Raw genomic sequence first — 26,209 nt, 5'->3', positions numbered from 1 at the left:
AACCGGACGCAAAAAAAGCAACCCCGGCCCGCGCGATCGCTTGCCAAGCTTGCTTTCGGATGCCGCTCGCATGCCCGTCACCGTCCAACCGTCGTTTCGGCTAAAACGTATGCTCCGGCGTCCCATTGTTCAGTCCCGTCCCGCAAGTGACGCAGAACTTGGCGTTCAGCTCGTTCTCCGCGTGGCACTGGTTGCAGATGACGACGATCTCGCCGACGGTCGTCTCGGCCTTCGGTTCCTCGGTCGCGAGCTGCGTGCCGCAGTCCGGGCAGAATTTCGTATCCAGCGTGACCACCTTGCCGCACGCGCACGTCTTCTCGTTGCGCGTCCACTTGATCCGCTCTTCGATCACCTTGATCTCCGTGTGCAGCTCATCCGCCTGACGGCATAAATCCGTCACTTCCGCCTCGGTCGCGGCGATGTCGCCGGCCTGATGGCCGCGGTAGACGGTTTCCCCGATCTGCAGGCACAGCTTCTCGATGTCTTTCTCCTTGCCGGAGATTTGCGCCTTCAGCTTCGTGATTTCGACGGTTTGCTGCGCCCGCTTGGCCGCGTCCGATGCTCCCTGCTTGACTTTATCGAAAAAGGACATATTCCATCGACTCCTTTAATAATTCGTCTAGCTTTGTCGCTTTCGCTTATTTTACCATAACCGGCCTAGCGAATCACGCCCCATTCGGGCGGCGCGGCGCGGGTCGTTCGAGACCTCCGCCTTACTCCTATCGTATGTGCCCGCCAAGGGCGCGAGAACACCAAAAAGACCGTACTCGCGGGGAGTACGGTCCGTCTGCAAGCCGGCTGTACGCGGCTTATTCGGCCGGATACAGGCGTTCGCGGAGCGCCTTGATCTCGGCGTTCTCCAGGTATTCGTCGTACGACATCATCCGGTCGATGATGCCGTTCGGCGTGATCTCGATGATGCGGTTCGCGATCGTCTGCACGAACTGATGGTCATGCGACGTGAAGATCAGCGTGCCGTCGAAATCGATCAGTCCGTTGTTGAGCGCCGTGATGGATTCCAGGTCCAAGTGGTTGGTCGGTTCGTCCATGAGCAGCACGTTGGAGCCGGACAGCATCATTTTGGAGAGCATGCAGCGCACCTTCTCGCCGCCGGAGAGCACGCTCGCCTTCTTCAGCGCTTCGTCGCCGGAGAACAGCATGCGGCCGAGGAAGCCGCGGATGAAGCTCTCGTCCTGATCCTTGGAATACTGGCGCAGCCAGTCGACAAGGTTCAATTCGACGCCGTCGAAGTAAGCTGAGTTATCCTTCGGGAAGTAGGCCTGCGTCGTCGTCACGCCCCACGAGTAGGTGCCGGCATCGGCTTCCAGCTCGCCCATCAGCAGCTGCATGAGCACGGTCTTCGGCAGCGTGTTCGGGCCGACGAGGGCGATTTTGTCGCCTTTGTTGACCGCGAGGGTCAGGTTGTCGATGATCGTCGCGCCGTCGATCGCTTTCGTCAAGCCTTCGGTCAGCAGCAATTGCTTGCCCGCCTCGCGCTCCGGCTTGAAGTGGATGAACGGATATTTGCGGCTGGACGGACGAATGTCGTCGAGCGAGATTTTATCGAGCAGCTTCTTCCGGGACGTCGCTTGCTTGGACTTCGATTTGTTGGCGCTGAAGCGCTGGATGAACGCCTGCAGCTCCTTGATCTTGTCTTCCTTCTTCTTGTTGGCGTCGCGCATGAGCGTGAGCGCCAGCTGGCTCGACTCGTACCAGAAGTCGTAGTTGCCGACGTACATCTGGATTTTGCCGAAGTCGATATCCGCGATATGCGTGCACACCTGGTTCAGGAAGTGACGGTCATGGGATACGACGATAACGGTGCCTTCGTAGCCGGCCAGGAAGTTCTCGAGCCATTCGATCGACTGCATGTCGAGATGGTTGGTAGGCTCGTCGAGCAGGAGGATCTGCGGGTTGCCGAACAGCGCCTGCGCCAGCAGGACGCGGACCTTCTCGTTGCCGGACAGCTCCGCCATCTTCCGGTCGTGCATTTCCGGCGGAATGCCGAGGCCGTTCAGCATGCCGGCCGCTTCGGACTCCGCTTCCCAGCCGTTCATTTCCGCGAATTCCGCTTCCAGCTCGCCCGCGCGCATGCCGTCCTCGTCGGTGAACTCCGCCTTGGCGTAGATCGCGTCCTTCTCCTTCATGACTTCGTACAGCTTCTTATGGCCCATGATGACCGTCTCGAGCACGGCGAACTCGTCGTACTCGTAATGGTTCTGCTTCAGTACCGCGAGGCGCTCGCCCGGCGTGATGTGGACCTCGCCGTTCGTTTGCTCGACTTCGCCGGACAGAATCTTCAGGAACGTCGATTTGCCCGCGCCGTTCGCGCCGATGAGACCGTAGCAGTTGCCCGGCGTGAATTTAATATTGACATCTTCAAATAGCGCACGCTTGCCGTATCGAAGCGTGATGCCGCTCGTACTGATCATGTTCAGGTATCCCGTCCTTCGCTAATGAATGTTACGCATCACTCCATTATAGCACAGAAACGTCATGCGATGCTGTCTTTCTGCTATAAACGCCAGGTTTCGCCGTGCGGCAAAATCCGGACCGCGCCTTCCTCGAGCCGCAGCCGGCGGATTTCCGCCTCCAGCCGGTCGAGCGCTTCGCGCGGCGTATCGTCCGCGAGCTTGTAGGAGCCGTAGTGCATCGGCACGAACCGGCGCGCGCCGGCGTCGCGGAACGCCTGCAGCGCCTCTTCCGGCGTGACGTGCTGCGGCCCCATGAACCATTCGGGATCGTACGCGCCGATCGGCATGAGCGCCACGTCGATATCGGGGAAGCGGCGGCCGATTTCCTTGAAGCCGTCGAAGTAGCCGCTGTCGCCCGCGAAGTAGACGGTCGGCGCGTTCCGGCGCTCCATCACGAAGCCGCCCCAGCGGGACGAATTCGTGTCGGTCAACGTGCGCCGCGTCCAATGCTGCGCCGGCACGAAATGAAACCGGACGCCGCGGAGGGAGGCCGACTGCCACCAGTCCAGCTCGATGATGGACGAGAAGCCTTTGCGCCGCAGCTTGTCGGCGAGGCCGACGGGCACGATGAGCGTCTTGCTGCCCTTCAGCTGCTTCAGCGAGGCGATGTTCAGGTGGTCGTAATGCGAATGCGAGATCAGGATGACGTCGATCGGGGGCATGTCGGCGATGGCGACGCCCGGCGGCACCAGCCGCTTGTGGATGGCCAGCTGCTCGGCCCAGACGGGATCCGTGACGATGTTCAGCCCCGCCAGCTGGATCAGGAACGTCGAGTGGCCGATCCACGTCAGCGCCGGCTCGGTCGTATTGGCATGCAGGAAGGTCAGGTCGGGCGCGACGGCCGGCACCTTGAAGGAGTAGTCCTTCCGCTTCATCCGACCGGCGCGTTCCCTGCGCCATTGCCGGACTTCCCGGAACGTTTTCGGCACGGCGTCGGGGTTCAAGTTGGTGTAGCGCATGTCTCGCATCTCTCCCGTATTCAATCATGTGCTGGCCGCTTGGCGCGCTGTTGCGAATGAGGGTTAGACCCGCACCGGACCGCTCTAATGCTGCTCTTTCCAAGATACCAAGCTTAATGGGATTAATCAAACATGGACGGACGGAATTCGCGGACCGGGGACGGCTTATGGCGGAAAGATGAACGGACGGCGGGCCGGATTGAGATTGGCCGCCCGGTGGTTTACACTGAGAGGACAAGCACGCGCGGCGTTCGGAGGCCGCGCGAAAAACGGAGGTTGATCACGATGAAACTGATTGGCATCGAACCGACGCCAAGCCCCAATTCGATGAAGCTGAACGTCGACGAGAAGCTCGCGCCCGGCGTGCGCCTGAACTATGCCCCCGCCGACGCGGCCGGCGCGCCGGAGCCGCTGCGCGGCCTGCTCGGCATCGACGGCGTGCGAGGCGTGTTCCGCACGGCGGATTTCATCGCGCTCGACCGGAAGCCGGGGGCGGACTGGGAGCGCATCCTGTCCGCGGCGCGGCAGCTGCTGCAGAGCGGGGAGGACGCCGGCGCCGGCAGCCCCGGCGGGCCCGGCGCGGCCGAAGCTTTCGGCGAGGCGCACGCGTTCGTGCAGCTGTACCGGGGGATCCCGATCCAGGTGCGCGTGCGCACGCCTGGCGGCGAGACCCGCGCCGCCATGCCGGCGGCCTTCACGGACGCGGTGACCCGCGCGGCCGCCGCGTCGATGATCCGCGAGCGGAAGCTCGAGGAGCTCGGGGTCCGCTACGGCGAGCCCGAGGAAATCGCGGCGGAGCTCGTCCGCGAGCTGGAAGCCGCGTACCCGGCGGAGCGGCTGGACGCCCTCGTCGAGGCGGCGCTCGCGCTCGGCGCCGCGGGCGAGGGCGAAGCCGCGGCCGCGCCGGCCGTGCGGCCCGCGCCGCTGAGCGCGGAGGCGCTCGCGGAGCGGATGGCGGACCCGGACTGGTCGGTCCGCTACGAGGCGCTCGACCGCACGGCGCCGGAGGCGGCGATGCTGCCGTCGCTCGCGAAGGCGATCGCCGACGACAACGCCTCCATCCGGCGGCTGGCCGTCGTCTACCTCGGCGAGCTGCGGCTGCCGGAGGCGATGCCGCTGCTCTTCGCGGCGCTGAAGGACGCGTCGGCGTCCGTTCGCCGGACCGCCGGCGACACGCTGTCCGATCTCGGCGACCCCGCCGCGGTCGGCCCGATGATCGAAGCGCTCGGCGACCGCAACAAGCTGGTCCGCTGGCGCGCCGCGCGCTTCCTCTACGAGGCGGGCGACGACAACGCCGTCGAGGCGCTCGAGCAGGCGGCGGGCGACCCGGAGTACGAGGTCAGCCTGCAGGCGCGCATCGCGCTCGAGCGCATCCAGCGGGGCGAGGAAGCCGCCGGCTCCGTCTGGCAGCAGATGACGCGCAGCCGCGAGGGCGGGCAGGCTTAAGCGGGAATGGTTGGGAGGCGTGTGCGCTAGGGGTTCTCTTTCGCGGGAACCCGTATGCAGGCGACCGCGGTCGCGAGCTTGATTGCGGGCTATGCCATCGGCATGGCGCAGCGCGCGGTCAAGCCGACGGCGCGAGCCGGCGGGACGACCGCGCCGCTCGCCTCGTTTCCAACCTATGAAGGCTGCTGTATTACCTTCTTGCTCCGAATCCGACGGCTTTTTCGACCATGTAGGTTATCCCATCCCCCTCTTGCTCCAAATCCAACTGCATTCTCGGCTATGCAGGTTACCTCGTCGCTTTCTTGCATCCTACTACTCCTTTACTCACCGACAATCTCTTGACAAGCGCAAGGGACAAGGTGCCTCTATTAGGCGCGTTACTAGTGCTTCACTAGCGCTTCACTAAATGCTTGCTAGACGCTAGACATTTCACTAGGCGTTCCAATCGGCGCCTCGCTAAGCGTCAACGCCAAAAGCCTTGGCCCCCGCCGAAGCGGAAGCCAAGGTTTTTCATTACGCATAACGCGCGGTGCCGGCGCATTCCCGGCGAAACCGCCCTACTTCCCGACTCCCGCGGGGAGCGGGCACGACAGCGCGATGTCGGCATGCGCGACTTCGTGCCGGGAGCCGTCCGGCAGCACGACGACCGCCGGCACGCCCTCGGGCACGTTCGCCTGCAGCGTGAAGCGGCCGTCCTGGATCTCCCAGCGGACCCGCACGCTGCCTTGGCGCGTCGGCACGATGCCTTCGGCCCATTCCTGGCCCGCCGGCTTCGGCGCGATGCGGATCGCCGCGAAGCCCGGCCGTTCCGGCTGGACGCCCAGCGTCTCGGCTGCGTATTCGTGCAGCGGCAGCGCGCTCCAGGCATGGCAGTCGCTCCGTTGATGGACCGGGTCCTCGACCCACGCCGTCAGCCCGAGCGCGATCTGGTCCTTCCACGGCTTCCACAGCTGCTCGGTCCGGCCGTAAAGACCCGTTTTCGCCAGCGCGCGGAACGTATAATGGCTCATGGAGAACGACGTCGCCGGCAAATCCGCGCGCGCCAGCGTCCGCTCCAGCAGGCCGCGCGCCTCCCCGCCTTCGACCGCGCCGGAGAGCACGGCCCAGATCTGCGCGTGCTGGCTGAACATCGGCACGTCCGGCCCGTCGCGGTACAGCTCCGCTTCCGCGTCGTAGCAGGCGCCGTGAATCGCCGCGTTGACCGCGAGCGCCCGCTCGCGGTATTCCGCCGCCGTGTCCTTGCGGCCCGCCGCTTCGTTCAGCTCGGCGCCTTGCAGGAGCGACAGGGCGTACATGGCGTTGTACACGGTGAGCGCCCCGTTATGCCGCGCCGGCGGCGCGCCGGCGTTGTCGTGCCACGCCGTTACCCAGTCGACGAGCGCCCAGTACGGCTCGGGAATGTACCCGACGAGACCGTCGTCCCCGACCAGCCGGTCGAACCAGCCGAGCACGGCGTCGATCGTCGGCAAGTACCGGCGGACGAGCTGCCCGTCGCCGAAATGCGCGTAATGATCGTGCACCATTTGCACCCAAAACAGCGCGAACCCCGGAATCACCTGCCGCGACACGGACGGATAGCGGCTCTGCAGCATGCCCGACGGCATGAGCGAGCCGTGAAAATCGTCGATCGTCTTGCGCGCCAGCCGGTCGTCCCCGCTGACCGCGTACGTGAACAGCGCCTGCGACTTCGCGTCCATAATGTACTGCATCTGCTCGTAGTACGGCGTGTCCTCGTACGTGTCCTACATGCAGCCGCGAAGCGTGTTCAAACTGATCCGCCACATGTCGTCCGTCAGCGGATCCGAGCTGCGCACGGCGCCGAGCTCCTCCAGCGGAAAGCCCGTCGCGCGCCAGCCGAGCCGAGCCACGGTCAGCGGCCCGTTGCCGGCCCGGATGACGACGCGGACGAAGCGGAACGCCCGCCGGCCCATCGGCTCGTACGTCTCCGGCCCGCCGGCGCTGCCCCAGCCCGCCGGGAAGAACCGGTCGTCGTTGCCGACCAGCGTCTTGCCGGCCATGTCGTCGCGGACGGCTTTCCGGACGCCGCCGTGCAGCTCGGGCTGCGCGTATTCGTACGCCTCCGCGTACAGCAGGTCGATCTGGCCGCCTTGCCCGCCGTGCACCGCCAGCTGGACGTACCCCGTCGTCAGCCGGCCCGCGTCCAGCTCCAGCGCGACGGTCTCGCCCGGCAGGACGGTGAGCGGGAACAGCGCGCCGGCCGGGCTTTTCTCCGCGGCCGCGATGCCTTCGGCGCGCATGAGCCGCGGGAATTCCTGCTCGCTCTCCCGCAGCGGCGGAATCGGCCGCGGCGTCAGCTGCCACGGCATCAACTGGCCCCAGAAGCGGTCCAGCGGCTCGAGCGGCCGCGCGCAGACGCCCCAGGCGGAATCGTCGAACCCGGCTTCCCGCCAGCCGGCCGGAATCCGGTCGCCGCGCACGTCCTCCGTCCCGCCGACGAACAGCGTCTTCGTCTCCTGGCCGATCTGGACCGCGTCGCACGGCAGCAGCTTCCACGTACCGTCCGTATCCAGCGTCTCCGCCGCCGAGCCGTGCTTGTCCTTCAGCGCGCCCTGCAGCCAGAGGCCGCCGGCGTCCGCGCGCCATTCCGACAGCGGGCCGCCGTCGGAGCCGCCGCCCGTCAGGAGGCTCGGATAATGCACGACTTCGACCGCGATCGCGTTGCGCCCTTCGCGCAAATACGGCGTCAGATCGACCGTATCGTAATAATGGCGCCAATTGTCGCCTTTGCAAGGGCCGCGGAGCACGAAGGTTCCGTTGACGTACAGGCGGTATTTGCTGTCGGCGGTCACCTCCGCCAGAAGCTCGCTCGCGGCGGGATCGGCGACGTCGAACGTTTTGCGGTACAGCGTTCTGTGCTGCATCCGCTCCGTCGCGGGGGCGGACCCGGCGTCCGGGCGAATCCATCGCGCCGTCCAGGCATGCTGATGTTCCATCTCGCACCTCTTCCTTCCGTATCCAAAATGAAAACGCTTGACATTCCCATTATAGAAAGATACAAGGAAGGAAAGCGGGATTTTCGAATCAATCAAGGGGAGAATCGGTTCAGTTTGCGGGGAGGGTTGGAGAGATGACGGAAAAGCGAAAATTCACGCACGCGCAGCTGATCCGGCCGGACGAGGGAATCCGCGTGCATCTGCTGCATAACGGGCTGTACCGGTCCGTCGGCGCGCACGGGCACGATTTCGTGGAGCTGCTGTACGTCCGTTCGGGAAAGGCGGTCCATCGCGTGAACGACAAGACGTTCCGGGCCGGGGCGGGCGACGCGTTCGTCATCCAAGCCGGCGATACGCATGCGTTCGAGCCGATCACGCCGTATTTCGAATGGATCGACTGCATGTTCCTGCCCGCGTTCGTCGATTACGACGTGCGTTCCCTGCTGTCGAGCCGCAAATATTTCTCCGGGGACGGCATGGAAACGGATTATCTCATGCAAGCCATGCTGCGGGAATACGAGGAAAAGAAACCGGCTTATCTGACCAAGCTCCGAGGCTACATGCTCGCGCTATTGGCCGAGCTCGGGCGGCAGATCGAGCAGCGCGCGGACCTGGACTACGGAAGCCGCAAAAAAACGCGGCTGCTGCAGGAGGCCGTCGAATACGTCCACCTGCATCACCGCGACAAAATCACGCTCGACGACGCCGCCGCGAAGCTCGGCATCAGCCGCAGCACGCTAAGCCGGCTGTTCCGAAGCCACGCGAACGACAGCTTCGCCGGCTTCGTGAACGCGTACCGGCTGGAACGGAGCGGCCGCCTGCTCCGCGTCGGCGACCTGTCCGTCCGCGACGCGGCGCTGGAATGCGGCTTCGCGGACGGGAAGCATTTCCGCACGCTGTTCCGGCGGCGGTTCGGGATGACGCCGGGCGAATTCCGGCGCGCGGCCGCCGACCCGGCGGAGGTCCCGGGCGAGTCCGGCCGGCTCTGAATCGGCCTGCGCGGGCCGGGCCGGCGGGCGCAGCGGGTAACGGCCATGCGCGAGCCGAGGAGTTCCGGCGGGAGCCGGCGCCGGCGCGACCGGATGGCGCAGCCGTTGCAACGGAAGCTGACGCCGGCCCGACCGGGCGGCTGCGGCGGCCGCGGCGCCGCGGAGCGGCTGCCGGCTCGCCGCCCGCCGCCTCACCCCGCGGGCGGATACGTTTTCGTCCACGCATGGTCCTTGCTCATGACCGCGTCCGACTTCAGGAAGTAGGCATGGCTCGCCCGGCCCGGCCGGTCCGGCACGGGGTCGTCCCATGTCGCGTCCATATGGTACCACCGGCCGTCCGCCTTGACGAGATTCCACACGTGGCTGCCGGAGTCCACGCGGCCTTCCGCGATCCGCGTCTCGATGCCGGCGAGCTTCAGCATGCGGTACGCCAGCAGCGAGTAGCCCTGGCACACCGCGCTGCCGGTCTCGAGCGCGTCGTACGCGGTATAGCGCCGCAGCGACGTGTCGTACGCGACATGCGTCACGATCCAGTCGTGAATCGCGCGGACGCGCTCCCGGTCGCCGGCGGCATCCTTCAGAATCGCGGGCAGCACGCCGCGGATCCGCTCGTCCACCAACGCCGTCTCGGCGGCGGTTTCGCGGTACGTGACCTTCACGCTGACGTTGGCCGTCGCGCCCCATTTGCGGATCGTATAGAGATAGGCATCCACGTTGTACGCCAAATAATCGTCCCGCGCAAGCGTCTCCTTCAGCAGCGTCGCGATGCGCGCGGACAGCTCCTCCCGGTCGCCGGCGTACGCGAAGGCGATGTCGGTCTTGCGCTCCTCGAGCTGCGCGAAGATCGCGTCGCCCAGCTGCGCCAGCGTCTGCTCGGAGGACGCCACGCCGATGCGCCGGTCGTCGAACCCGAGCCCCGCGAACAATACCGACGCGGCCAACGCGATCCGGCCCAATCGCTGCAGCATGCGTCCTCCCCCTTTCAGATCCGTTCATGAAACGTCTCTCTATTATACCCAGAATATGGCTGCGTTGAACATGCCGGGCTGCACGCGGGCTCGGCCAGGCGCTCTGGCCCGCCGGCATCGGGCCAAGATTCCAGGAACGTCAAAAAGGACGCCCCGTCGGGCATCCTCCATCGTCCTTCCCGGACCCTTTACGATTGCATGCACGGCAGCTTCGAGGACCGGCGAAAACCCGATTCTCTCGCCGACCGCCCCTCTATGTCCGCGCCGCCATCTAAGTCGCGGTCTCCCGCGCGGCCGCGCGGCCCGCTTCGACCGGCTTGCGCAGCAGATGCATCATGCCGTCGCCGTTGCCGGGGTCGAAGGCATGGAACCGCTCGTAGCCCCTGCGCTCGTACATCGGCAGCAGCCACGGATGCTTCTCGGCCGTCGCCAGCAGGACGGCGGGAGCGTTCTCGCTCTCCGCGACCTTCCGCTCCGCCCAATCCAGCAGCCGCCCGCCGTAGCCCCGCCCCTGACGGGCGGGATCGACCGCGAACCATTTCAAAAACGGCAGTTCGCTCAGCCCCTTCAGCTCGCCCGCTTTGGAATGCGTCACCGTCGCGACGATGTCCCCGTCCTCCTCGAGCACGTAGCAGTCGCTGGCGCGGACGTTCGCCTGAATCAGCGCGATGTCCGCGTTGGCCGCGGGCCAATGCAGTTCGAGCTCGCGGATCGTCGCGTACGCCCCGTAAATAATCGCCTGCAGCCGCTCCGCGTCCGCCTCCGTCGCCAATCGGATTCGTTCGCTCATGTTGCTTCCACCCCTTTCTTCGTTGTTCGATCGCGTCCCATGCCGTGGCTATCGCGTCGCGAGCCCCCTTGGAAAGGCGCCGGACAAGCCATCAGCGACGTTGCGGTATGCCAGCCGGCCGGGGCCGTCAAACCGCGCGTTCCGCGAATCGAGCCAAGATGCCGCGAAGTTCGCCGACGATTGCGGACTTCTCCAGGCTTTGCACCTTCGCGCGGCGCTCCTTCAGCTCCGCCAGCAGCTGCGCGCGGACGCCCTCCTCCAGCTCGCCGATCGGCTTGCCCCGGCCGGAGAGCTCCGGATGGGACACCCAGAACTGCTCCTGCCACACCTTGAGCAGCACCGTAATATCCTCCGGCCGTTCGACGAAGCTGCCCAGCTCCTCGCCGGCCGGGCTGACGAACACGTAGGTCGGAATCCGGCTTTGCCCGTCCATGGCCGGGAACCGGTCGGCGATGTCCCGGTTGTCGGGATCGCGCGGCAGGACGCGCAGCCGGAGCTTCCCCGTCTCCCGATCGATGCGCGCGAACAGCGGCAGATTGGCCGCCGCGTCGCCGCACCAGTCGTGCGCCAGCGCCAGCACGTCGACCGGTTCCTGGAGCGACGCGAAGAACGCCAGGTCCTCCCCGCTCAGCGCGAAGGACTCGTAATTGGCTTGCAGCGTATCGCGGTTGGCCTTCGCCTCCCGCACGAACGCCTCGAAATCGACCGCTTCCCGGAACGCCTGCTCCCGCCGTTCCTTCGGAATGCGGTTGCGCTTGAACTCCGCCATCTCCCTCCACCTCGCTTTGCTGATGAGATCGGCCGGCCGAAAGCCGGAAAGCCAAAAAAAGCCGGAACCGTTCAAGCGACGCGCGCTTGGCTGGACCCGGCCTCCGTTCGTTCGGTCGGCCGACGATAAAACCTACAAATCTCATCGGGTTTTATGGTTATAGTACACGGCGGCGGCGCCGGCGTCTAATCGGGTTTTTCTATCGGTCCATCGAGCCGCTCGATCGATCGGTTATCGGCGTCCCGCTCACGCGCGCCAATCCAGCACGACGCCCAGGCACGGACTGCCCGGCGCGGCGATCAGCTCCCACGCCCGGACCGCGTCGCGCGCCGGGAAGCGGTGCGTGATGAGCGGCTCCGTCCGAAGCCAGCCTTCGGCGATGCCGCGGATCGTCGCGTCCATGCGCGGCTGCGTCCAGCCCGACGGCGTATGCAGCGTGATTTCCTGCGCCCGCAGCGTCTGGATGTCGATCGCCCCGTCCTCGCCGAGAAAGCCCGCCGAGACGAGATGGCCGTCGCGCCGCAGGAGCGGCTGCAGCCGCCGGAACGTCTCGAGGCTGCCGACCGTGTCGACGACGACGGCGATGTCGCCGGCCCGCGCCAGTTCGGCGGCGGGATCGAGGAGCCTGCCGTTCAGCGCGGCGGCGTATCCGACCTCCTCGGCCAGGCGCAGCCGCTCGGGCCGGCGGCCGAGCATGCGAACGTCGGCGCCGCGCCGATGCAGCGTCTGCGCGGCCCAATGCCCGACGAGCCCGTCCCCGACGACGACGGCGATGTCGCCCCGCTCCACCGGCGGACGGCTGCCGCAGTTATAGCCGACCTGCGCCAGCACCGCGCCGGAGTAGGCGACGTCCGGCACGTCCGCGTCCGGCAGCTTCCATACCTGGCTCCCGTCGGTCACCGCCGGGTTGACGTGGCCGCCGAAGTCGAAGAACAGGCCGCCGATCCGGCTGACCGTCGCGAACACGCGGTCGCCCGGCCGGACATGCGTCACGGCGCCGCCGACCCGCACCGCCGTTCCGACCTTCTGGTAGCCCGCGACGTGCGGGAACGGCCATGGATCCCCGGGCCTATAAGGCACCTCGCCGGAGATCCGCTCGCCGCGGAAGAACGACGACTCCGTCCCGATGCTGATCCACGAATGCGCGACCTCGATGACGACGTCCCGTTCGCCCGGCTCGGGCACCTCCACCTCCCGGAACGCCGCGCGCGACCGGTCTTCGAACACGACCGCTTCCGCTTTCATCCGCCGCACGCTCCCTTCGCTTCTGCCCGCGCCCCGCGCCGCATCAGAACGCCTCCTGCGGATCGAAGCAGATTTTGACCGCCTGCTGCGCCTTCAGCAGCGCGACCGCTTCGGCGTAGTTCCGGAACGAAAGCTGCTTCGTCTGCAGGATCTCCGTATTGAACGACGGGCGGCCGAGCGCGTCCAGCAGCAGCCGGCGAATCCGGTCGTCCGCCCGGCGATAGCGGTACGACTCCAGCTTCACGCCTTTGAACCACAGCCGGTCGGCATAGGTCAAGCTCCCTTTCAGCACGCCGAAGACGACGATGTGCTCGTCCGTCCGGTCAAGGACGTTCTGTACGGACGCCGCCGCGCCGACGCAGTCGTAGCCGAGCTCGAACGTCCGGTCTCCCAATTCGTCCGCGAGCAGCGCCTCTCCGGCGCCAAGGGAACGCGCCGCTTCCACGCGCGCGGCGTTCACGTCGACGGCCGTCGCCTTCGCGCCCCAGAGCGCCGCCAGCTGCATCGCCAGCAGCCCGGCCGGGCCGAGTCCGGCGATCAGCATCCGTTTGCCCCGCAGCTCCCCGAACTGATCCAGTCCGTACAGGACGCATTTCAGCAGCTCCGCCGACACCGCCTTCTTGTCGGAGATATGGTCCGGCAGCTTCAGCAAATCGCCCTCCCGATAGGCCATATATTGCGCGTACGCGCCCTGTCCGGGAGACAGATGCTCCAGCGCCGCGACGCGGTCGCCCGGATCGAAGCCGCGCACGCTCGCGCCGACCGCCTCGACGACCCCGACGGCCTCGTGGCCCGGAAAGCCCGGCTCCAGCGGATAGTTCGGCGCACGGTCCGCCGCGAACATGTCGTAGCCGCCAAGCATGCTCATGTCCCAGCGGGGGCAGGTCGATACGAGCGTGATGCGGACCAGCACTTGGTCGTCCTTGAGCTCCGGCAGCGGCAGGTCGACGATGTCGTAGGCGCCCGCGCCGGTAATTTGCAATGCTTTCATGTCCCGTCATCTCCTTCTTGTACGCCGGATCGCACCGGCGGCGTTACCTCAAGGATAAGCGCTCTCAATGCCTCGCGTCTTTGCACGTGATTGCCCTTCTAAGGAGACCGTGCGCAAATTCGCCGTATACGCCGCCGGCTTGGCGTAGTATCATTTGCACATCATTGACTTTCGGACGGGAGGCACGGTCATGCGGCTCAGAAATCACGGCTTCGCGGACAATGCGGGCAAGGCCGGCGAACGCGCCGGCGGGGTCCATCCGTATTGGGAGCTGCTCTGCATCCTCGAAGGCGAAGCGGAGCTCGAATGGTCCGGCGTCACGTACAACGCAAGCGGCACGGCCCTGTTCATCCTCATGCCGAATACGCCGCATCAGCTCGTGCAGCGTTCGCGGACGCTCCGGTATTGGTACGCGGAATTTCATGCCGGCGACGGCGACCCGCTTCCGTCCGCGGACGTCATCTTCCGCTGGAACGCGCTGCAGGGCGGCATCGATTGGACGGCGGAGCCGTATCCCGCGCTGCGCGCCGCCTTCGACGCGACCGGCTTGCTCCTGCGTTCGGAGGCTTCGCTTCGGTGGGACCGGTTCCCGGAAGCCGTGCTGGCCGATCTGACCAAGCTGCTCGTCCTCGCCGGCAGCCTCGCCGCCGCCTCGCGGCCGGCGCCGGCCCGCTCTTCGGGGGAGCTGCTCGCGACGGAGGCGCTGCGTTTCCTGGAATCGATGTTTCCGCAGCCGATCACGCTGCAGACCCTCGCGGATTACACGCACTACAATCCTTCTTATCTCGTGCGGCTGTTCAAGAAGCATACCGGCAAGACGCCGTTCGGCTACCTGAACGAGCTGCGGCTCTCCGCCGCCGCGGATTACCTGCTCCGTTCGGACATGACCGTGCTGCGCGTCTCGCTGGCTTGCGGCTTCCAAAGCATCCATTATTTCAGCCGTTCCTTCAAGCGTAGATACGGCCTGGCCCCGAGCGAATGGCGGCGCGCCATGCGGGGCTGACCGCGGCGAAGCGGGCCGGAACGGCGCGGCCGGGGGCGATGTCCGCGCGTCGCGCGCGCCGATTCCCGGCCGGCGTCATGGCCCGGCATCCGTCCCCGAAGGCCATTGTCCTTCCATGGCGAACATACAGACAACTTCCTTTCCCGCGACATAGGATATAGGGAATCGAGCGAGAGAAAGGAGATGAAACGAGATGAGCTATATGAACCCATATAACCCGACCAACGTCATGGGCGCCGCCGATGCCAATTTCTGCCCCGACTGCCCGACGCAATCCGTTTTCGATCCGCCGGTCACGCTGTACGAAAACTACTACCACCCTCAACTGGTCAACGTCATCCAACAGGTAGAGGTCGTCAAGCAACATCACTGCTGCCCGGTTTATCACAAATCCTACGTGTTCACCGAGAAGGACGTCATGGTTCGCGGCGGCAAACGCGCCACGATTTCGTCCAAATCGTCCTCCAAAAAACGTTCCAAAAAACGCTAAACCCGACCTCGCCTAATCGTCCTACCGAACGCTCCAGCCGAGCCGCAAATGTTCCTTCATTCGCAGCAGCCATCGCAGCGAGAAGCCCGGCGCCCCGCGCCGGGTTTTTCGCGTTTTGACGGTACGCCGCTGGGAACATATGCGGCTGCCGCTCCCGGACGAAAGCCCGCTTCGCCCGGGGCTCGTCCATGGACGTCCGTCCCGGTGCCGCGTGCCTTGCCGGACGGCTGCCGCCGCCGGACCGAAAACGGCGCGCATTTGCATTTGAACGGCCGCTGCACTACAATCTTGGCGACGGGGCAAGCCAAATGCTCCCAACGTTTCGCTGTCGTCGCAGCCATCGTCTCAACGTTCGATTCCATCGTACAGGAGGTTATCGTTATGTCCATCGCGCAGTCTAACGCAGCCGCTTCGGGCACGTACGCCGTCGGCGGAGACCTTACGGTCAACCGGCTCGGCTACGGCACGATGCAGCTGACCGGCCCCGGGGTATGGGGCGATCCCAAGGATCCGGACGAAGCCGTCCGCGTTCTCCGCCGCGCCGCCGAGCTCGGCGTCAATTTCATCGACACGGCCGACGCTTACGGGCCGTTCACCGCGGATTTGCTGCTCCGCAAGGCGCTGCATCCGTACAAGGACGGCATCGTCATCGCCACCAAGGCGGGCTTTACCCGCTCCGGCCCGAACGCCTGGAAGCCGGTCGGCCGGCCGGAATATTTGCGCCAGCAGACGGAGCTCAGCCTGCGCCACCTCGGCGTGGAGCGCATCGACCTCATGCAGCTGCACCGGATCGACCCCAAGGTACCGCTCGAAGAGCAGATCGGCGAGCTCGCCCTGCTGCAGCAGGAAGGCAAGATCCGCCACATCGGGCTAAGCCAGGTCGGCGTGGACGAGCTGAAGGCCGCCGGCGCCATCGCGAAGATCGTCTCCGTGCAAAATCTGTACAACCTCTCGAACCGCGAGTCCGAAGAGGTGCTGAACTACGCGGAAGCGAACGGCATCGCGTTCATTCCGTGGTTCCCGCTCGCCACGGGCGCGCTGGCGAAGGAAGGCGGTCCGCTGGACGCCATCGCCAAAAAATACGGCGCCCAGCCGTCGCAGATCGCGCTGGCTTGGCTGCTCAAGCGCTCCCCGGCCATGCTGCCGATTCCGGGCACCTCGAGCGTGGCGCACGTCGAGGAGAACATCGCCGCCGCCGGCGTCGCGCTCTCCGAAGAGGACTTCGCCGCGCTGTCCGCGCTCGCGAAGTAACGCCTCGGCGCTTGCGCCGCTTCCATCGCGCGACAACGGCCGTTCGGGCATCCCCCGAACGGCCGTTTTGCTATCGCCGATTAGGGATTGCCTGCCTCGTTCCCATCCTCGTCCCCGCCGGCCTCCAGCGGCCGCCAGCCGAGCGCCCAGACCGGCGCCTCCGGCCGGAACCGGAAGCGTCCCCGTTCCGGCTCCTCCAGCAGCGGCGGCGCGATCGCGGTATGAGCGTCGAAGCGCCCGCCGAGCAGCGCCCGCCATTCCTCCCACGGAATAGGCTGCTTGCCGTACGTATCCCCGCCGCGAAAGCCGGTGACCGTCGGCGCCTCCCCGCCGGAGCGGTAAAACAGGTTGAAGTCCGCCTCCTTCAGCCGGTCGTCCGTCCAATTAATGAAGTGATACAGCTGCTCGCCGGAATCGATGACGGCATTGCGGCGGACCGTCAGCCCGCGGTTCGGCTCGCCCGCCATCTCCTGCGTGCCGAACGCCGCCTTGGCCCCGTTGCGGACGAACAGGTTGTTCTCCACGACGTTGCCGATCCCCTTCGCGAACACGACGAACCAGAGCGAGCCCTTGCCCGCGCCGTACAAATCATGCACCACGTTGCGGGAGACGAGAAAGCCGTCCGCGGCGTCGTCCAAATAGATCGCGTAGCCGACCGAGAAATGAATGCCGCTGTCGTGGAACCGGTTGCCGACGAGCCGGTTGCCGAGTCCCGGTCCCCATGCCTCGAACATGCCGCCGTCCTGGCTGTCCGTCATCACGTCCGAGATGTCGTTGCCCGCGATCAGGTTGTTTCGGGCATGGAGGAACGCCCAATGGTTTTCCCACGTGACCTCCGTCCCGTAATAGGCAGGCTCCATCGCCTTGAAGCGCCGCCCCTTCAGCGAAATGCCGTAGCGCGGCATGCCGCGGATAACGTTCCGTTCGATCGCGCAGCCGCCGCTCTGGTACAGCTGGATGCCGCTGCCGTGCCCGATCAGCTCGCCCCCGGCGCGTATCGCGTTGCCGGCGATGACGTGGCCGTTGTTGACGTCCGATTCCGCGGCGCTGCCGAACGCGCCCTCGCCCGGCGCGAAGCCGACGGCGTAAATCCCGTTCTGGCCGACATGCTCGACGACGTTGTTCAAAAGCCGCGCGTTCCGGCAATGTCCGTTCAGCAGCACGCCGTTCACGCCCCCATGGCGAAGGACGCAGTCCGCGATCGTGACCCGCTCCGCGTTCTCGATCCGCACGAGCGCCTCGCGCGCTTCCTCCCGCTCCCGGTTCGCTTCCGGCATCCGGTACGCGGGCAGGAAGTCCGACAGCTCGACCGTCAGCCCGCGGAACGCCAGGTCGCGCACGATGCCCTCGTCGGCCGGACCGCCCGGGGCGGAACCGCCGCCGTCGACGTCGAGCACCCGCTTCACGACCGGCAGGACGATCTCCTGCTCCTCGATCGGGAGCGACCTCGGCATGTAATACAGCCAGCCCTCGCGCTCGTCGCGGACAAATTCCCCCGGCTCCGTCAGCAGCTCCCGCGCGCCCTGCACCCGGTACCGCGAGCCTTGGTCGATACCCCAGGGCGCGGGCTCGCGAAACGCGATCGTCCCGGCGTCCCAATCGACGGACGCGACGGGCTTCGTCTCCGTGAACCAGTTCCATTCGCCCTCCCCCGGCCAGATGAACACCTTCAGCCCGCCGTTCGCGGGGTCCGCGATCCGGGGCACGTCGCCCTGCGCGAACCGAAAGCCGATGCGGGCGTCGCCGTCCGCCTTCCCCGCCGCGGCGTGGTAGCCCTGCTTCGGGCTGCGCGCTTCGCCCGCGCGCACGCCGTTCTCGAACAGCGTGTAGCCGCGGCCCCGCAGCGTTTCCGGCCCGATGAAACACCGGTATACGCCTCCGCCGGCCGCCTCCCATGCGGTCAGCCTCCGGCCTCCGGTCAGGATCGGCCCGGCCCCGGGCTCGGCCGCGTACGTCGTCGGGGCCATCTCCCCGCAGCCGGAATCCCGCGCGTCGAAACGGAGCGGCTCGTCCAGGCCGTACCGCCCGTCTCCGATCCACACGGTGACCGGGCCGGCAAAGCCCGCTGCCCTTGCCCGGCGAACGCCGTCCCTCGCCTGCGCGAGATCCTTCCACGGCCGTTCATGCGAGCCGTCCCGTTCCGAGGCGCTCCGATCCGCCTCCGCACCATTTGCACCATCCGCATCCTTCTGGCTTACATAAAATTCCATCGTCAATGTCACGGCTTCTTCCACGCTCGTCAGCTCCCTTCCATGCTAAGAAGAGCATGCCCCTCGGCCGCGGCTTCGCCTACTGCCCGGTTTGGGCATGACTGCGGCGGCGGCTGTGAATTTCGGCATTTCCTGCGCAGGGATTCGCAAAAATCACAGTGGCAAAGCTTCGCCGCCTATGCCATGCTGAAATCAACCATCGCCGAGCGAGGCTAGGAGGAGCGACCGAATATGAAAATGCTGCATTTTTACAAATCCAAACGGTACCTGCTGCGGATGCTGTTGTCCATGACGGTGCTGCTGGTCCTCCTGCTGTCGCTTTCCTCGGCCGTCCTCCATTACGGCGCGGAGCATCGCGTGCTGCAGATGCAGCAGGACGCCAACCGGAAGGTCATGAGCCAGATCAACCACAACCTCACCTTCATGCAGGAGATCGTCAACAATTTGGCGTTGTCGCTCTACAACGACGAGCGGTTTTATTTTCCGCTCATGTCCACCTCGGCGCAGGACGACATCGACGTCATCTACTCCATCAACCAATTGAACAAGGCGATGGATTCGCAGGCGTTCCTGCATTCCATCCTCGTCTATAACGGGCACAGCGGCAAAGCGTACGCGCTCGGGCCGCTCGCGGACCGCATGGCGGACAGCTACATGACCGGCCGGCTCGTCGACATGATCAAGCGGCCGGAGAAGCTGCCGCAGCTGCAGCTCCTCCCGATGAATTTCAGCGGCCGCCCCAACGCGGTCGACTTCTTCTCCGTCGTCATCTACGAATCGTTCACGAGCATGAACGACAACGAGAGCGCGATCGTGCTGAACGTCAAGCCGCAGTGGGTGTTCGATAACCTGAAGGTCGTCAACGGCTTCGCCGCCCCGGACGAATCCGGCATTTTCCTGATGGACAAAGACGGCCGCTTCATCCTCTCCGGCGACGAGCAGAACTTGCCGCAGCTGAACGATCTCGGCCTCGCGCTCGGCAGCGACGCGTCCGGCCGCGACGAAAGCTTCGGCTTCTTCTCGCACCGGTTCCAAGGCAAGGGCGAATCGATCGTCAGCTATATGCAAATGGGCGTGGCGGGCTGGAAGGTGATCGGCGTGCAGCCGTACGGCGCGGTGCTCGGCGGCATCTCCCAAATGCGCGAAACGTTCGCGATCGTCATCGCCGTCTTCCTCGTGCTCGGCATCGCCGGCTCCTTCGCGCTCGCGCACAAGCTGTACCGGCCGATCGAAGCGCTTCTCTCCCGCGTGAATCGCCACGGCGGCGTCGTTCCGGACGCGCCGGAGCCGATCCGCGACGAGCTGGCGTACGTCGGCAGCGCCTACGGGCGGATGGCCGAGAAGCTGAGCGTCGTCACCGACGAGCAGGATAAGCAGCAGGAGATCGTGCGCCACTCCTACCTGCGGAGCATGCTGACCGGCAGCGGCTCGTTCAGCCGTCACCAGTTCGAGAGCTGCATCGCCAAATACGGCCTTCGCGTCGACCCGGCCGGACCCTATCTCGTCGTCGTGGCCAAAATCGACGACTATACCGCCCTTCTCTCCCGCACGACCGAAGCGGAGCGGAAGCTGTACGCCTTTGCCACGTCGAATATTGCCGGGGAAATAGTGGCGCCGTTCGCGATCTCCTGCGAGACGGTCGACGTGCGCGGCGATCACCTCGTCCTGCTGCTGAGCGGCGGGGCGCTCGGCTCGGAGCTGCCAGAGCTTCCGGAGCAGCTTCGCCGGCTGCAGGACATTATGCTGGCCTACTACAAGCTGTCGCTCTCGCTTTCGTTCAGCATGATTTCCCGCAGCCACGAAGCCATCGCGGAACGATACGCCGACGCGCAGCATTACGCGATGTACAAAATCCTGTTCGGCCGGCAGTCGCTCATCACGCCGGACCTCGTGCGGTCGAACGTCGCGCACGCGGAGTCCGCCGTCTCCTCCGAGACGGAGAAGAAGCTGACCGAGGCGATCAGGACGAACGACCTGGCGGCGATGGAGGCTTCCGCGGCGCAGCTGCTCGCGACGCTGCGCGACTGCCATTACGACCATATCGTCCACGGCGTGCTGCACGTGGTGGACGTCATCAAGACGACGATCCGGGAGATCAACCAGAACCGGATCGCTTCGCTGCCGATCGATCTCAGCACGCTGAGCCGGCAGGTGCTGGATCAAGAGACGTTGGCGGACATTTCGGAGCTGGTGTGCGCGACGCTCCGCGAGCTGCACGAGAAGCGGCGCGGGGCGGAGCAGGATACGAACGGGGCGCTGATCGAGGCGATCAAGGACATCATCGAGACGCGGTACGCGGACATGAATTTGAGCCTGCAGGGCATCTCCGCCACGCTGAAAATGACGTCCGCCTACGTCGGCCGGATCTTCAAGCAGAGCGAACTGGTGTCGGTCGGCGAATACTTGAACGAAGTCCGGCTGACCCGGGCCCGCGAATATTTGGAGACCAAGAGCTTCAGCATCAAGGAGATCATGGAGCTGGTCGGCTACGTGAACGAGAGCACCTTCTTCAAGCTGTTCAAGAAGAAGTACGGCGTGACGCCGAAGGAGTACCGGTTGAAGAGCAATATCGGGTAGTTTGCGGGGGGCGGAGTTGCGGGGGCGGGTGGAGTTGCGGGGCTTCGCGCGCGGCGGCGCGAACCCTTTTCGGCGGGGCGGGATGGTGAAGGCTGCGCTGTCGCGTATGCGGGGGCTTCGCGTGCGGCTGGCGGCGGCCTTTCGGCGCGCCGGCTTGCCGCCGGCCGGGCCGTGTAGGTGACTGGGTCACCTACTTGCACCGGTTTCCCCGGCTAGCCGGTCCATGTAGGTTGCCGGGTCACCTTCTTGCCCCACATCTGCGGCTACTCGGACCATGTAGGTTACCGAGTCACCTTCTTGCCCCGGATTCCGCGACTGTTCGGACCATGTAGGTTACTGGGGCCGCCATGTACCGCACCTCGTACCGTTCTTTCATCCAAATCTCAGCTTTTCTCTCGATGTACGGTACCACGTACCGCCCTTTCACCCAAGTCGCTGCTTTCCCCTCCATGTACCGTACCTCGTACCGCCCTTTCACCAATATCGCAGCTTTTGCCGCCGTGTACCGTACCACGTACCGCTCTTTCACCAAAACTGCTGCTTTCCCCTCCATGTACCGCACCTCGTACCGCTCTTGCGACGGCTTGCTTTTTCGCCACCTCGTCCCGTATGCGCCAATTCCCCGTTTCGCCTAGAGTCGGAACGCCTAAGCTACGGCGGAAGCTTAGAGCGAAGCGCAAGTTTAGTAGAAAGAATGCCGACACGCCAGCGACACGCCAGCGACAACCCTCCTCTCCCTCCGCCTCCACGCGCGCGGCACGGCATTGTTCCGTTTCGGAATCCGCCGGCCCCTAAAGCCAGGGCCGAAGCTCCGTGCGCTATACTAGTTAGTTATAAAAGCCACTGTCCGTGGCACCGGCGACGAGACGAAGCTGCGCCGCTCTTCTCCTACCCCTTTTCTCCTACTCCCGCCGATCCGCCAATTCCCCCGCAGCTGGAAGCCCAGTCGAAATAAGCACTCCGCCCTTCTCCACAGCCGCTCCCTTCCCAATTGCCGCCCTCCGCTCCCTCCCCCACAGTCAATCGCAAAAAACATAGTTCCCCGCAAACGAAGTGAACGTTCGCACAGTTGCCGGCACAGCCGCGCCGATGCCATGATGGGGCCACGGACACCGTCCAGTATTTCCCCGGAGGTCAATGGCATGATCAAACCGCGCAAATCCCGATCGGAATGGCACTACCTGAAAAAGAACTCGGAGCTGCTCCTCCTGCTGCTGCCCGGGGCGCTCCTCGTCCTCGTCTTCGCGTACCTGCCGATGTTCGGCGTCGTTCTCGCGTTCAAGGATTTCCGCTATGACTTGGGCTTGTGGAAGAGCCCGTGGGTCGGCTTCCGCAATTTCGAGTTTTTCTTCGTCTCGGACACGGCGACGCTGATTACCCGCAACACGGTCGCGTACGGGCTGACGTACATGATCCTGACGACGGTCATCGCCCTGCTGCTCGCGATCCTGATGAACGAGATGGGCAAGCGGTGGCTTCGCATTCATCAGACGGCGATGTTCATCCCGTACTGCCTCTCCTGGGTCGTCGTCAGCTACCTGGCGCTCGCGCTGCTCGACACGCAGAACGGCTTCCTGAACAAAGCGCTGGAGACGCTCGGGCTGCCCGCGCATATGTGGTACCTCGAGACCGCGCCCTGGCCGTACATCCTCATCTCCGCCTACTTATGGAAGAACGTCGGGTTCTCCACGCTCGTCTATTTCGCCGGCATCATGGGCATCAACCAGGAGTACTACGAGGCCGCGCGCATCGACGGCGCGTCCCGCTGGCAGATGGCCACGCGGATCACGCTGCCGCTGCTTTCCACCCTGATCACGGTGCTGCTGATCCTGAGCATCGGGCATATTTTCGTCGGCGACTTCGGCTTGCATTACTTCATCCCGAACGACGCCGGCATGACGTATCCGACGACCGACATTATCGACACGTACGTCTACCGCGCGCTCCGGGTCAACGGCGACATCGGCATGTCGACCGCCATCGGGCTGTATCAATCCGTCGTCGGCCTCGTGCTCGTCGTCGCCGCCAACTTCGTCGTCCGCAAGATCAACGACGAGAATTCGCTTTTTTAGAAAGGAGCTTCCTGCCCCATGAACACGACGCCGCAAGCGCTCGCCGCCGACGCCGCGGAATCCGCCGACGTCCGGGCAACCGGCGCGCGGAGAGCACCGTTTTCCCTCGTCAACCTGCTGTCGCATCTGCTGTTCGTCTGCATCACGCTCGCCATGATCCTGCCGTTCGTCCTCGTCATCTCCATCTCGTTCACCGAGGAAACGTCGATCGTCGAGCACGGCTACCAGTTCTTCCCGCGAGACGTGACGGCGAAAGCGTACCGGTATATTTTCGAAGCGCCGCTCGTGCTGTTCCGCGCCTACGGCGTCACCATCCTGACCACGGTCATCGGCACCGTGCTGTCGCTGCTCGTCACGGCCATGCTCGGCTACGTCACCTCGCGCCGCGATTTCCGCTACCGGACGCCCGCGTCGTTCTTCGTCTTCTTCACGATGCTGTTCAACGGCGGGCTCGTGCCTTCGTACATTTTGATCAAGCAATACCTGCATCTCGACAACACGATCTGGTGCCTCATCCTGCCGTCGCTCGTCTCGCCGTTCTACATCATGGTCATGAAGGGCTTCCTGTCCAAAATGCCGTTCGAAATCATCGAGTCCGCCAAAATCGACGGCGCGCGGGAAATCCGCATTTTCTTCACCATCGTCCTGCCCCTGTCGACTCCGGCGCTCGCGACGCTCGGCCTGTTCCTGTCGTTCGGCTTCTGGAATTCGTGGTTTCCGGCCCTGCTCTACATCGACAACGAGAAGCTCATTCCGATTCAGCTGCTCCTCGTCCGCATGATGCAGAAGCTGGAATTTCTGACGAGCAACAGCGATTTCATCAGCCAGTTCGGCCTCGACACGAGCAAATTCCCGACGCTGTCCGCGCGGATGGCCATGGCGATCCTGGCCGGAGGCCCGATGGTGTGCATCTTCCCGTTCTTCCAAAAGTATTTCGTCAAAGGGCTCACCGTCGGCTCGCTGAAGGGCTGACGCCGCACGCATGCGCGTTTTCAAGTCTAGTGCCGGGCGATAGGAAAAAAGGGGGGTTACGTGGAAGTAATCGAGAAGCCGGCATTAGGTTGAAATAGCTTCAACCAACCCTTACCGAGGAGGTCCATCCCATGAAAGTGTGGAAACCAGCCATGATCCCGCTTATGCTGGCCAGCCTGATGCTTCTCCTGCTTGCAAGCGCTTGCGGCAGCAATAACGGCGGCAACGGCAATAACGATGGCGCGGCGGCGGCAGGCAACGCGGGCAATAAGGCCCCGGCCGACGCGAACAAGCCGGACGAGACCGCGACGAACGAACCGGCGAACGAGCCGGCCAAGACCGACGAGGCGCCCGCCGAGCTGACGTACTATTACATCGTCTACGACATGCCCGCGGACCAGCAGGCGGTCGAAGACGCGATCAACGCGTACATCAAGCCGAAAATCAACGCCACGATCAAGCTGAAGCCGGTCATGGAGGCCGGCTACAAAGATAAAATCAACACGATGCTCGCCGCCAACGAAAGCTTCGACATTCTGTGGACCTCCAACTGGGGCGGCGGCGATTACGACAATAAAGTGGCCAAAGGCGCCCTCCTCCCGCTCGACGACCTGCTGGCCAAAACGCCGGCCCTGAAGGACGCGATCCCGCAGGTGGCATGGGACGACACCCGCGTCGACGGCAAGATTTACGGCGTGCCGAACATGCAGATCGCGGCCAAGGCCGAAGGCTTCGCCATCCAGAAGCGGTTCATCGACAAATACAACATCGACGTGAACGGCATCAAGTCGCAAATGGACATCGAGCCCGTCCTGAAGACGATCCACGACAACGAGCCGGACATCATTCCGATCGCGACCACGAGCAACATGTTCGACTTCGGCCGCCAATACGGCTACGCCGCCCAGGGCTACAAGCTCGGCGACCCGGATTACAAGATCGTCGACACCGTGGATAAGCCGGAGTACAAAACGTTCCTCGACACCATGCGCCGCTGGTACACGTCCGGCTACGTTTACAAGGACGCCGCGACGATGAAGGACGACCAGCTCGTCTCCCTGCTCAACACGGGCAAGGTCGCCGTCGAATGGAACACGACGATGAAGCCGGGCGGCGAGATCGACGACAAGAAGCGGTTCGGCAACAACGACGTCGTCTACGTCCGCGTCTCCGAGCCGGAATTCACCGGCGTCCGCCCCACGATGAATGCCATCAGCCGCACGTCCAAGAACCCGGAGAAAGCGCTGGAGTTCCTGCAGCTGACGTCGACCGACCCGACGCTCTTCAACCTCATTGCCTTCGGCATCCAGGACAAACACTACACCGTCGTCGGCGACAACACGATCCGCATCAACCAGGACGGCGGCTACAAGGGCGATCAAGGCTGGGTGTTCGGCAACGTGCTCATCGGCTACCTGAAGGAAGGCCAGGCGCCGGACACGTGGGAACGGACGAAGCAGCTGAACGAAACGGCCAAACGCCCCGAGGTGAGCGGCTTCAACTTCAACACGGAGCCGTACAAGACCGAATCCGTCAATATCGCGGCCGTCAGCGAGCAGTACGGCAGGGCGCTCAACACCGGCGCCGTCGACCCGGCCAAAGTGCTCCCGAAGTACCAGGAGGCGCTCAAGAAAGCCGGCGTCGAGAAGCAGACGGCGGAAATGCAGAAGCAGCTGGACGAGTGGCTGAAAGCGAACGGCAAGAAATAACCGCCAGGCGGCCGGCCCGGCCGGCGAGGCAAATCGCGAAAAGACGCCGGAGACGGCGTCTTTTTGCCGCGGCCGCGCGGCGGTATGCCCCCGCCGCGGCGCCGGGCTGCGGCGGCTTCGGACGGAGCGGAAGCGCCGGCGCGAAATGGCTCCCCGAATGCCATGTAGGTTTCCCCGTCACCTTCTTCTACCAAAACACCTCGTTCTCCGCTCCATGTAGGTTACTCCATCACCTTCTTCTAGCCAAACACCTCAATCCCCGCACCATGTAGGTTCCCCCGTCACCTTTTTCCGCCAAATAAAAAGACCGCCCCGACTTTCGGGGCAGTCTTTTCCAGGC

Annotated in this window: 21 protein-coding genes and 1 pseudogene; 9 read left to right on the top strand and 13 right to left on the bottom strand. The window is 64.8% G+C overall.

The features are described 5' to 3' along the window. Positions 1-100: 100 nt before the first annotated feature. From BMZ79_RS12200 to BMZ79_RS12190, 3 genes are all read right to left on the bottom strand, one after another. Entirely contained in the window at positions 101-592 is a 492-nt protein-coding gene (locus tag BMZ79_RS12200; protein ID WP_090640468.1) for a zinc ribbon domain-containing protein, read from the bottom strand. Between the two features lie 217 nt (positions 593-809). Then, entirely contained in the window at positions 810-2,432 is a 1,623-nt protein-coding gene (locus BMZ79_RS12195; RefSeq protein WP_090640465.1) for an ABC-F family ATP-binding cassette domain-containing protein, read from the bottom strand. An 83-nt stretch (positions 2,433-2,515) separates the two neighbouring features. After that, positions 2,516-3,442, bottom strand: coding sequence for an MBL fold metallo-hydrolase (locus BMZ79_RS12190; protein WP_090640462.1), 927 nt, complete (start codon positions 3,440-3,442; stop codon positions 2,516-2,518). Positions 3,443-3,718: 276 nt separating this feature from the next. On the opposite strand from BMZ79_RS12190, the gene BMZ79_RS12185 reads away from it, so the two are divergent. Then, complete coding sequence (locus BMZ79_RS12185; RefSeq protein WP_090640460.1) at positions 3,719-4,879, top strand: virulence factor; 1,161 nt, start codon at positions 3,719-3,721, stop codon at positions 4,877-4,879. Positions 4,880-5,436: 557 nt separating this feature from the next. Here the strand turns inward: BMZ79_RS12185 and BMZ79_RS35095 are convergent. The 3 genes and pseudogenes from BMZ79_RS35095 to BMZ79_RS12175 form a co-directional block, all read right to left on the bottom strand. Further along, on the bottom strand, positions 5,437-5,889 hold the full coding sequence (locus BMZ79_RS35095; RefSeq protein WP_256252729.1) for an alpha-L-rhamnosidase C-terminal domain-containing protein: 453 nt from the start codon (positions 5,887-5,889) through the stop codon (positions 5,437-5,439). Between the two features lie 57 nt (positions 5,890-5,946). Then, positions 5,947-6,606 (bottom strand): annotated as a pseudogene (locus BMZ79_RS35090) (hypothetical protein); the annotation flags it as partial. 15 nt (positions 6,607-6,621) lie between these two features. Next, the gene (locus tag BMZ79_RS12175; RefSeq protein WP_090640455.1) at positions 6,622-7,833 is read right to left on the bottom strand and encodes an alpha-L-rhamnosidase N-terminal domain-containing protein; all 1,212 of its coding nucleotides are present in this window, start codon (positions 7,831-7,833) and stop codon (positions 6,622-6,624) included. A gap of 134 nt (positions 7,834-7,967) precedes the next feature. On the opposite strand from BMZ79_RS12175, the gene BMZ79_RS12170 reads away from it, so the two are divergent. Then, entirely contained in the window at positions 7,968-8,822 is an 855-nt protein-coding gene (locus BMZ79_RS12170) for a helix-turn-helix transcriptional regulator (protein WP_090640452.1), read from the top strand. Between the two features lie 191 nt (positions 8,823-9,013). Here the strand turns inward: BMZ79_RS12170 and BMZ79_RS12165 are convergent, their stop codons facing one another. From BMZ79_RS12165 to BMZ79_RS12145, 5 genes are all read right to left on the bottom strand, one after another. Continuing rightward, positions 9,014-9,790, bottom strand: coding sequence for a transglutaminase domain-containing protein (locus tag BMZ79_RS12165; RefSeq protein ID WP_090640449.1), 777 nt, complete (start codon positions 9,788-9,790; stop codon positions 9,014-9,016). 271 nt (positions 9,791-10,061) lie between these two features. After that, positions 10,062-10,580 (bottom strand): GNAT family N-acetyltransferase, encoded by a 519-nt coding sequence (locus tag BMZ79_RS12160; protein ID WP_090640447.1) that lies wholly within the window; start codon positions 10,578-10,580, stop codon positions 10,062-10,064. Between the two features lie 127 nt (positions 10,581-10,707). Next, positions 10,708-11,349, bottom strand: coding sequence for a thioredoxin family protein (locus BMZ79_RS12155; RefSeq protein ID WP_143088941.1), 642 nt, complete (start codon positions 11,347-11,349; stop codon positions 10,708-10,710). A gap of 246 nt (positions 11,350-11,595) precedes the next feature. Beyond that, positions 11,596-12,594 carry a zinc-binding dehydrogenase gene (locus BMZ79_RS12150; RefSeq protein WP_090640442.1) on the bottom strand — a complete coding sequence of 333 codons (999 nt, stop codon included), beginning with the start codon at positions 12,592-12,594 and terminating at the stop codon, positions 11,596-11,598. Positions 12,595-12,637: 43 nt separating this feature from the next. Then, positions 12,638-13,585 (bottom strand): zinc-dependent alcohol dehydrogenase, encoded by a 948-nt coding sequence (locus BMZ79_RS12145; protein ID WP_090640439.1) that lies wholly within the window; start codon positions 13,583-13,585, stop codon positions 12,638-12,640. Positions 13,586-13,775: 190 nt separating this feature from the next. On the opposite strand from BMZ79_RS12145, the gene BMZ79_RS12140 reads away from it, so the two are divergent. The 3 genes from BMZ79_RS12140 to BMZ79_RS12130 all read left to right on the top strand — a co-directional run bounded on the left by BMZ79_RS12140 (position 13,776) and on the right by BMZ79_RS12130 (position 16,329). Beyond that, complete coding sequence (locus BMZ79_RS12140; RefSeq protein WP_090640436.1) at positions 13,776-14,588, top strand: helix-turn-helix transcriptional regulator; 813 nt, start codon at positions 13,776-13,778, stop codon at positions 14,586-14,588. Positions 14,589-14,781: 193 nt separating this feature from the next. Further along, the gene (locus BMZ79_RS12135; protein ID WP_090640433.1) at positions 14,782-15,078 is read left to right on the top strand and encodes a hypothetical protein; all 297 of its coding nucleotides are present in this window, start codon (positions 14,782-14,784) and stop codon (positions 15,076-15,078) included. A gap of 381 nt (positions 15,079-15,459) precedes the next feature. Continuing rightward, on the top strand, positions 15,460-16,329 hold the full coding sequence (locus BMZ79_RS12130; protein WP_090640430.1) for an aldo/keto reductase: 870 nt from the start codon (positions 15,460-15,462) through the stop codon (positions 16,327-16,329). Between the two features lie 80 nt (positions 16,330-16,409). Here BMZ79_RS12130 and BMZ79_RS12125 read toward each other — a convergent pair whose 3' ends face one another. After that, the gene (locus tag BMZ79_RS12125; protein ID WP_090640428.1) at positions 16,410-18,563 is read right to left on the bottom strand and encodes a right-handed parallel beta-helix repeat-containing protein; all 2,154 of its coding nucleotides are present in this window, start codon (positions 18,561-18,563) and stop codon (positions 16,410-16,412) included. 207 nt (positions 18,564-18,770) lie between these two features. On the opposite strand from BMZ79_RS12125, the gene BMZ79_RS12120 reads away from it, so the two are divergent. Beyond that, the gene (locus BMZ79_RS12120) at positions 18,771-21,116 is read left to right on the top strand and encodes a helix-turn-helix domain-containing protein (RefSeq protein ID WP_090640425.1); all 2,346 of its coding nucleotides are present in this window, start codon (positions 18,771-18,773) and stop codon (positions 21,114-21,116) included. Positions 21,117-21,405: 289 nt separating this feature from the next. On the opposite strand, the gene BMZ79_RS12110 is transcribed toward BMZ79_RS12120, so the two are convergent. Then, the gene (locus tag BMZ79_RS12110) at positions 21,406-21,669 is read right to left on the bottom strand and encodes a hypothetical protein (RefSeq protein WP_090640420.1); all 264 of its coding nucleotides are present in this window, start codon (positions 21,667-21,669) and stop codon (positions 21,406-21,408) included. A gap of 589 nt (positions 21,670-22,258) precedes the next feature. Between BMZ79_RS12110 and BMZ79_RS12105 the strand changes: the two genes are divergently transcribed. From BMZ79_RS12105 to BMZ79_RS12095, 3 genes are all read left to right on the top strand, one after another. Beyond that, a complete protein-coding gene (locus tag BMZ79_RS12105) occupies positions 22,259-23,188 on the top strand; it encodes an ABC transporter permease (protein WP_090640417.1) in 930 nt (309 codons plus the stop codon). Positions 23,189-23,206: 18 nt separating this feature from the next. After that, the gene (locus tag BMZ79_RS12100; RefSeq protein ID WP_090640415.1) at positions 23,207-24,160 is read left to right on the top strand and encodes a carbohydrate ABC transporter permease; all 954 of its coding nucleotides are present in this window, start codon (positions 23,207-23,209) and stop codon (positions 24,158-24,160) included. A 131-nt stretch (positions 24,161-24,291) separates the two neighbouring features. Further along, positions 24,292-25,869, top strand: coding sequence for an ABC transporter substrate-binding protein (locus tag BMZ79_RS12095; RefSeq protein ID WP_090640413.1), 1,578 nt, complete (start codon positions 24,292-24,294; stop codon positions 25,867-25,869). Positions 25,870-26,209: the final 340 nt, after the last annotated feature.

Origin of the sequence: Paenibacillus sp. UNC496MF, assembly GCF_900113915.1 — a bacterium.
In the GTDB taxonomy this organism is placed as follows: Bacteria; Bacillota; Bacilli; order Paenibacillales; family Paenibacillaceae; genus Paenibacillus_Z; species Paenibacillus_Z artemisiicola.
This window is presented reverse-complemented; position numbering and strand designations above follow the sequence as displayed.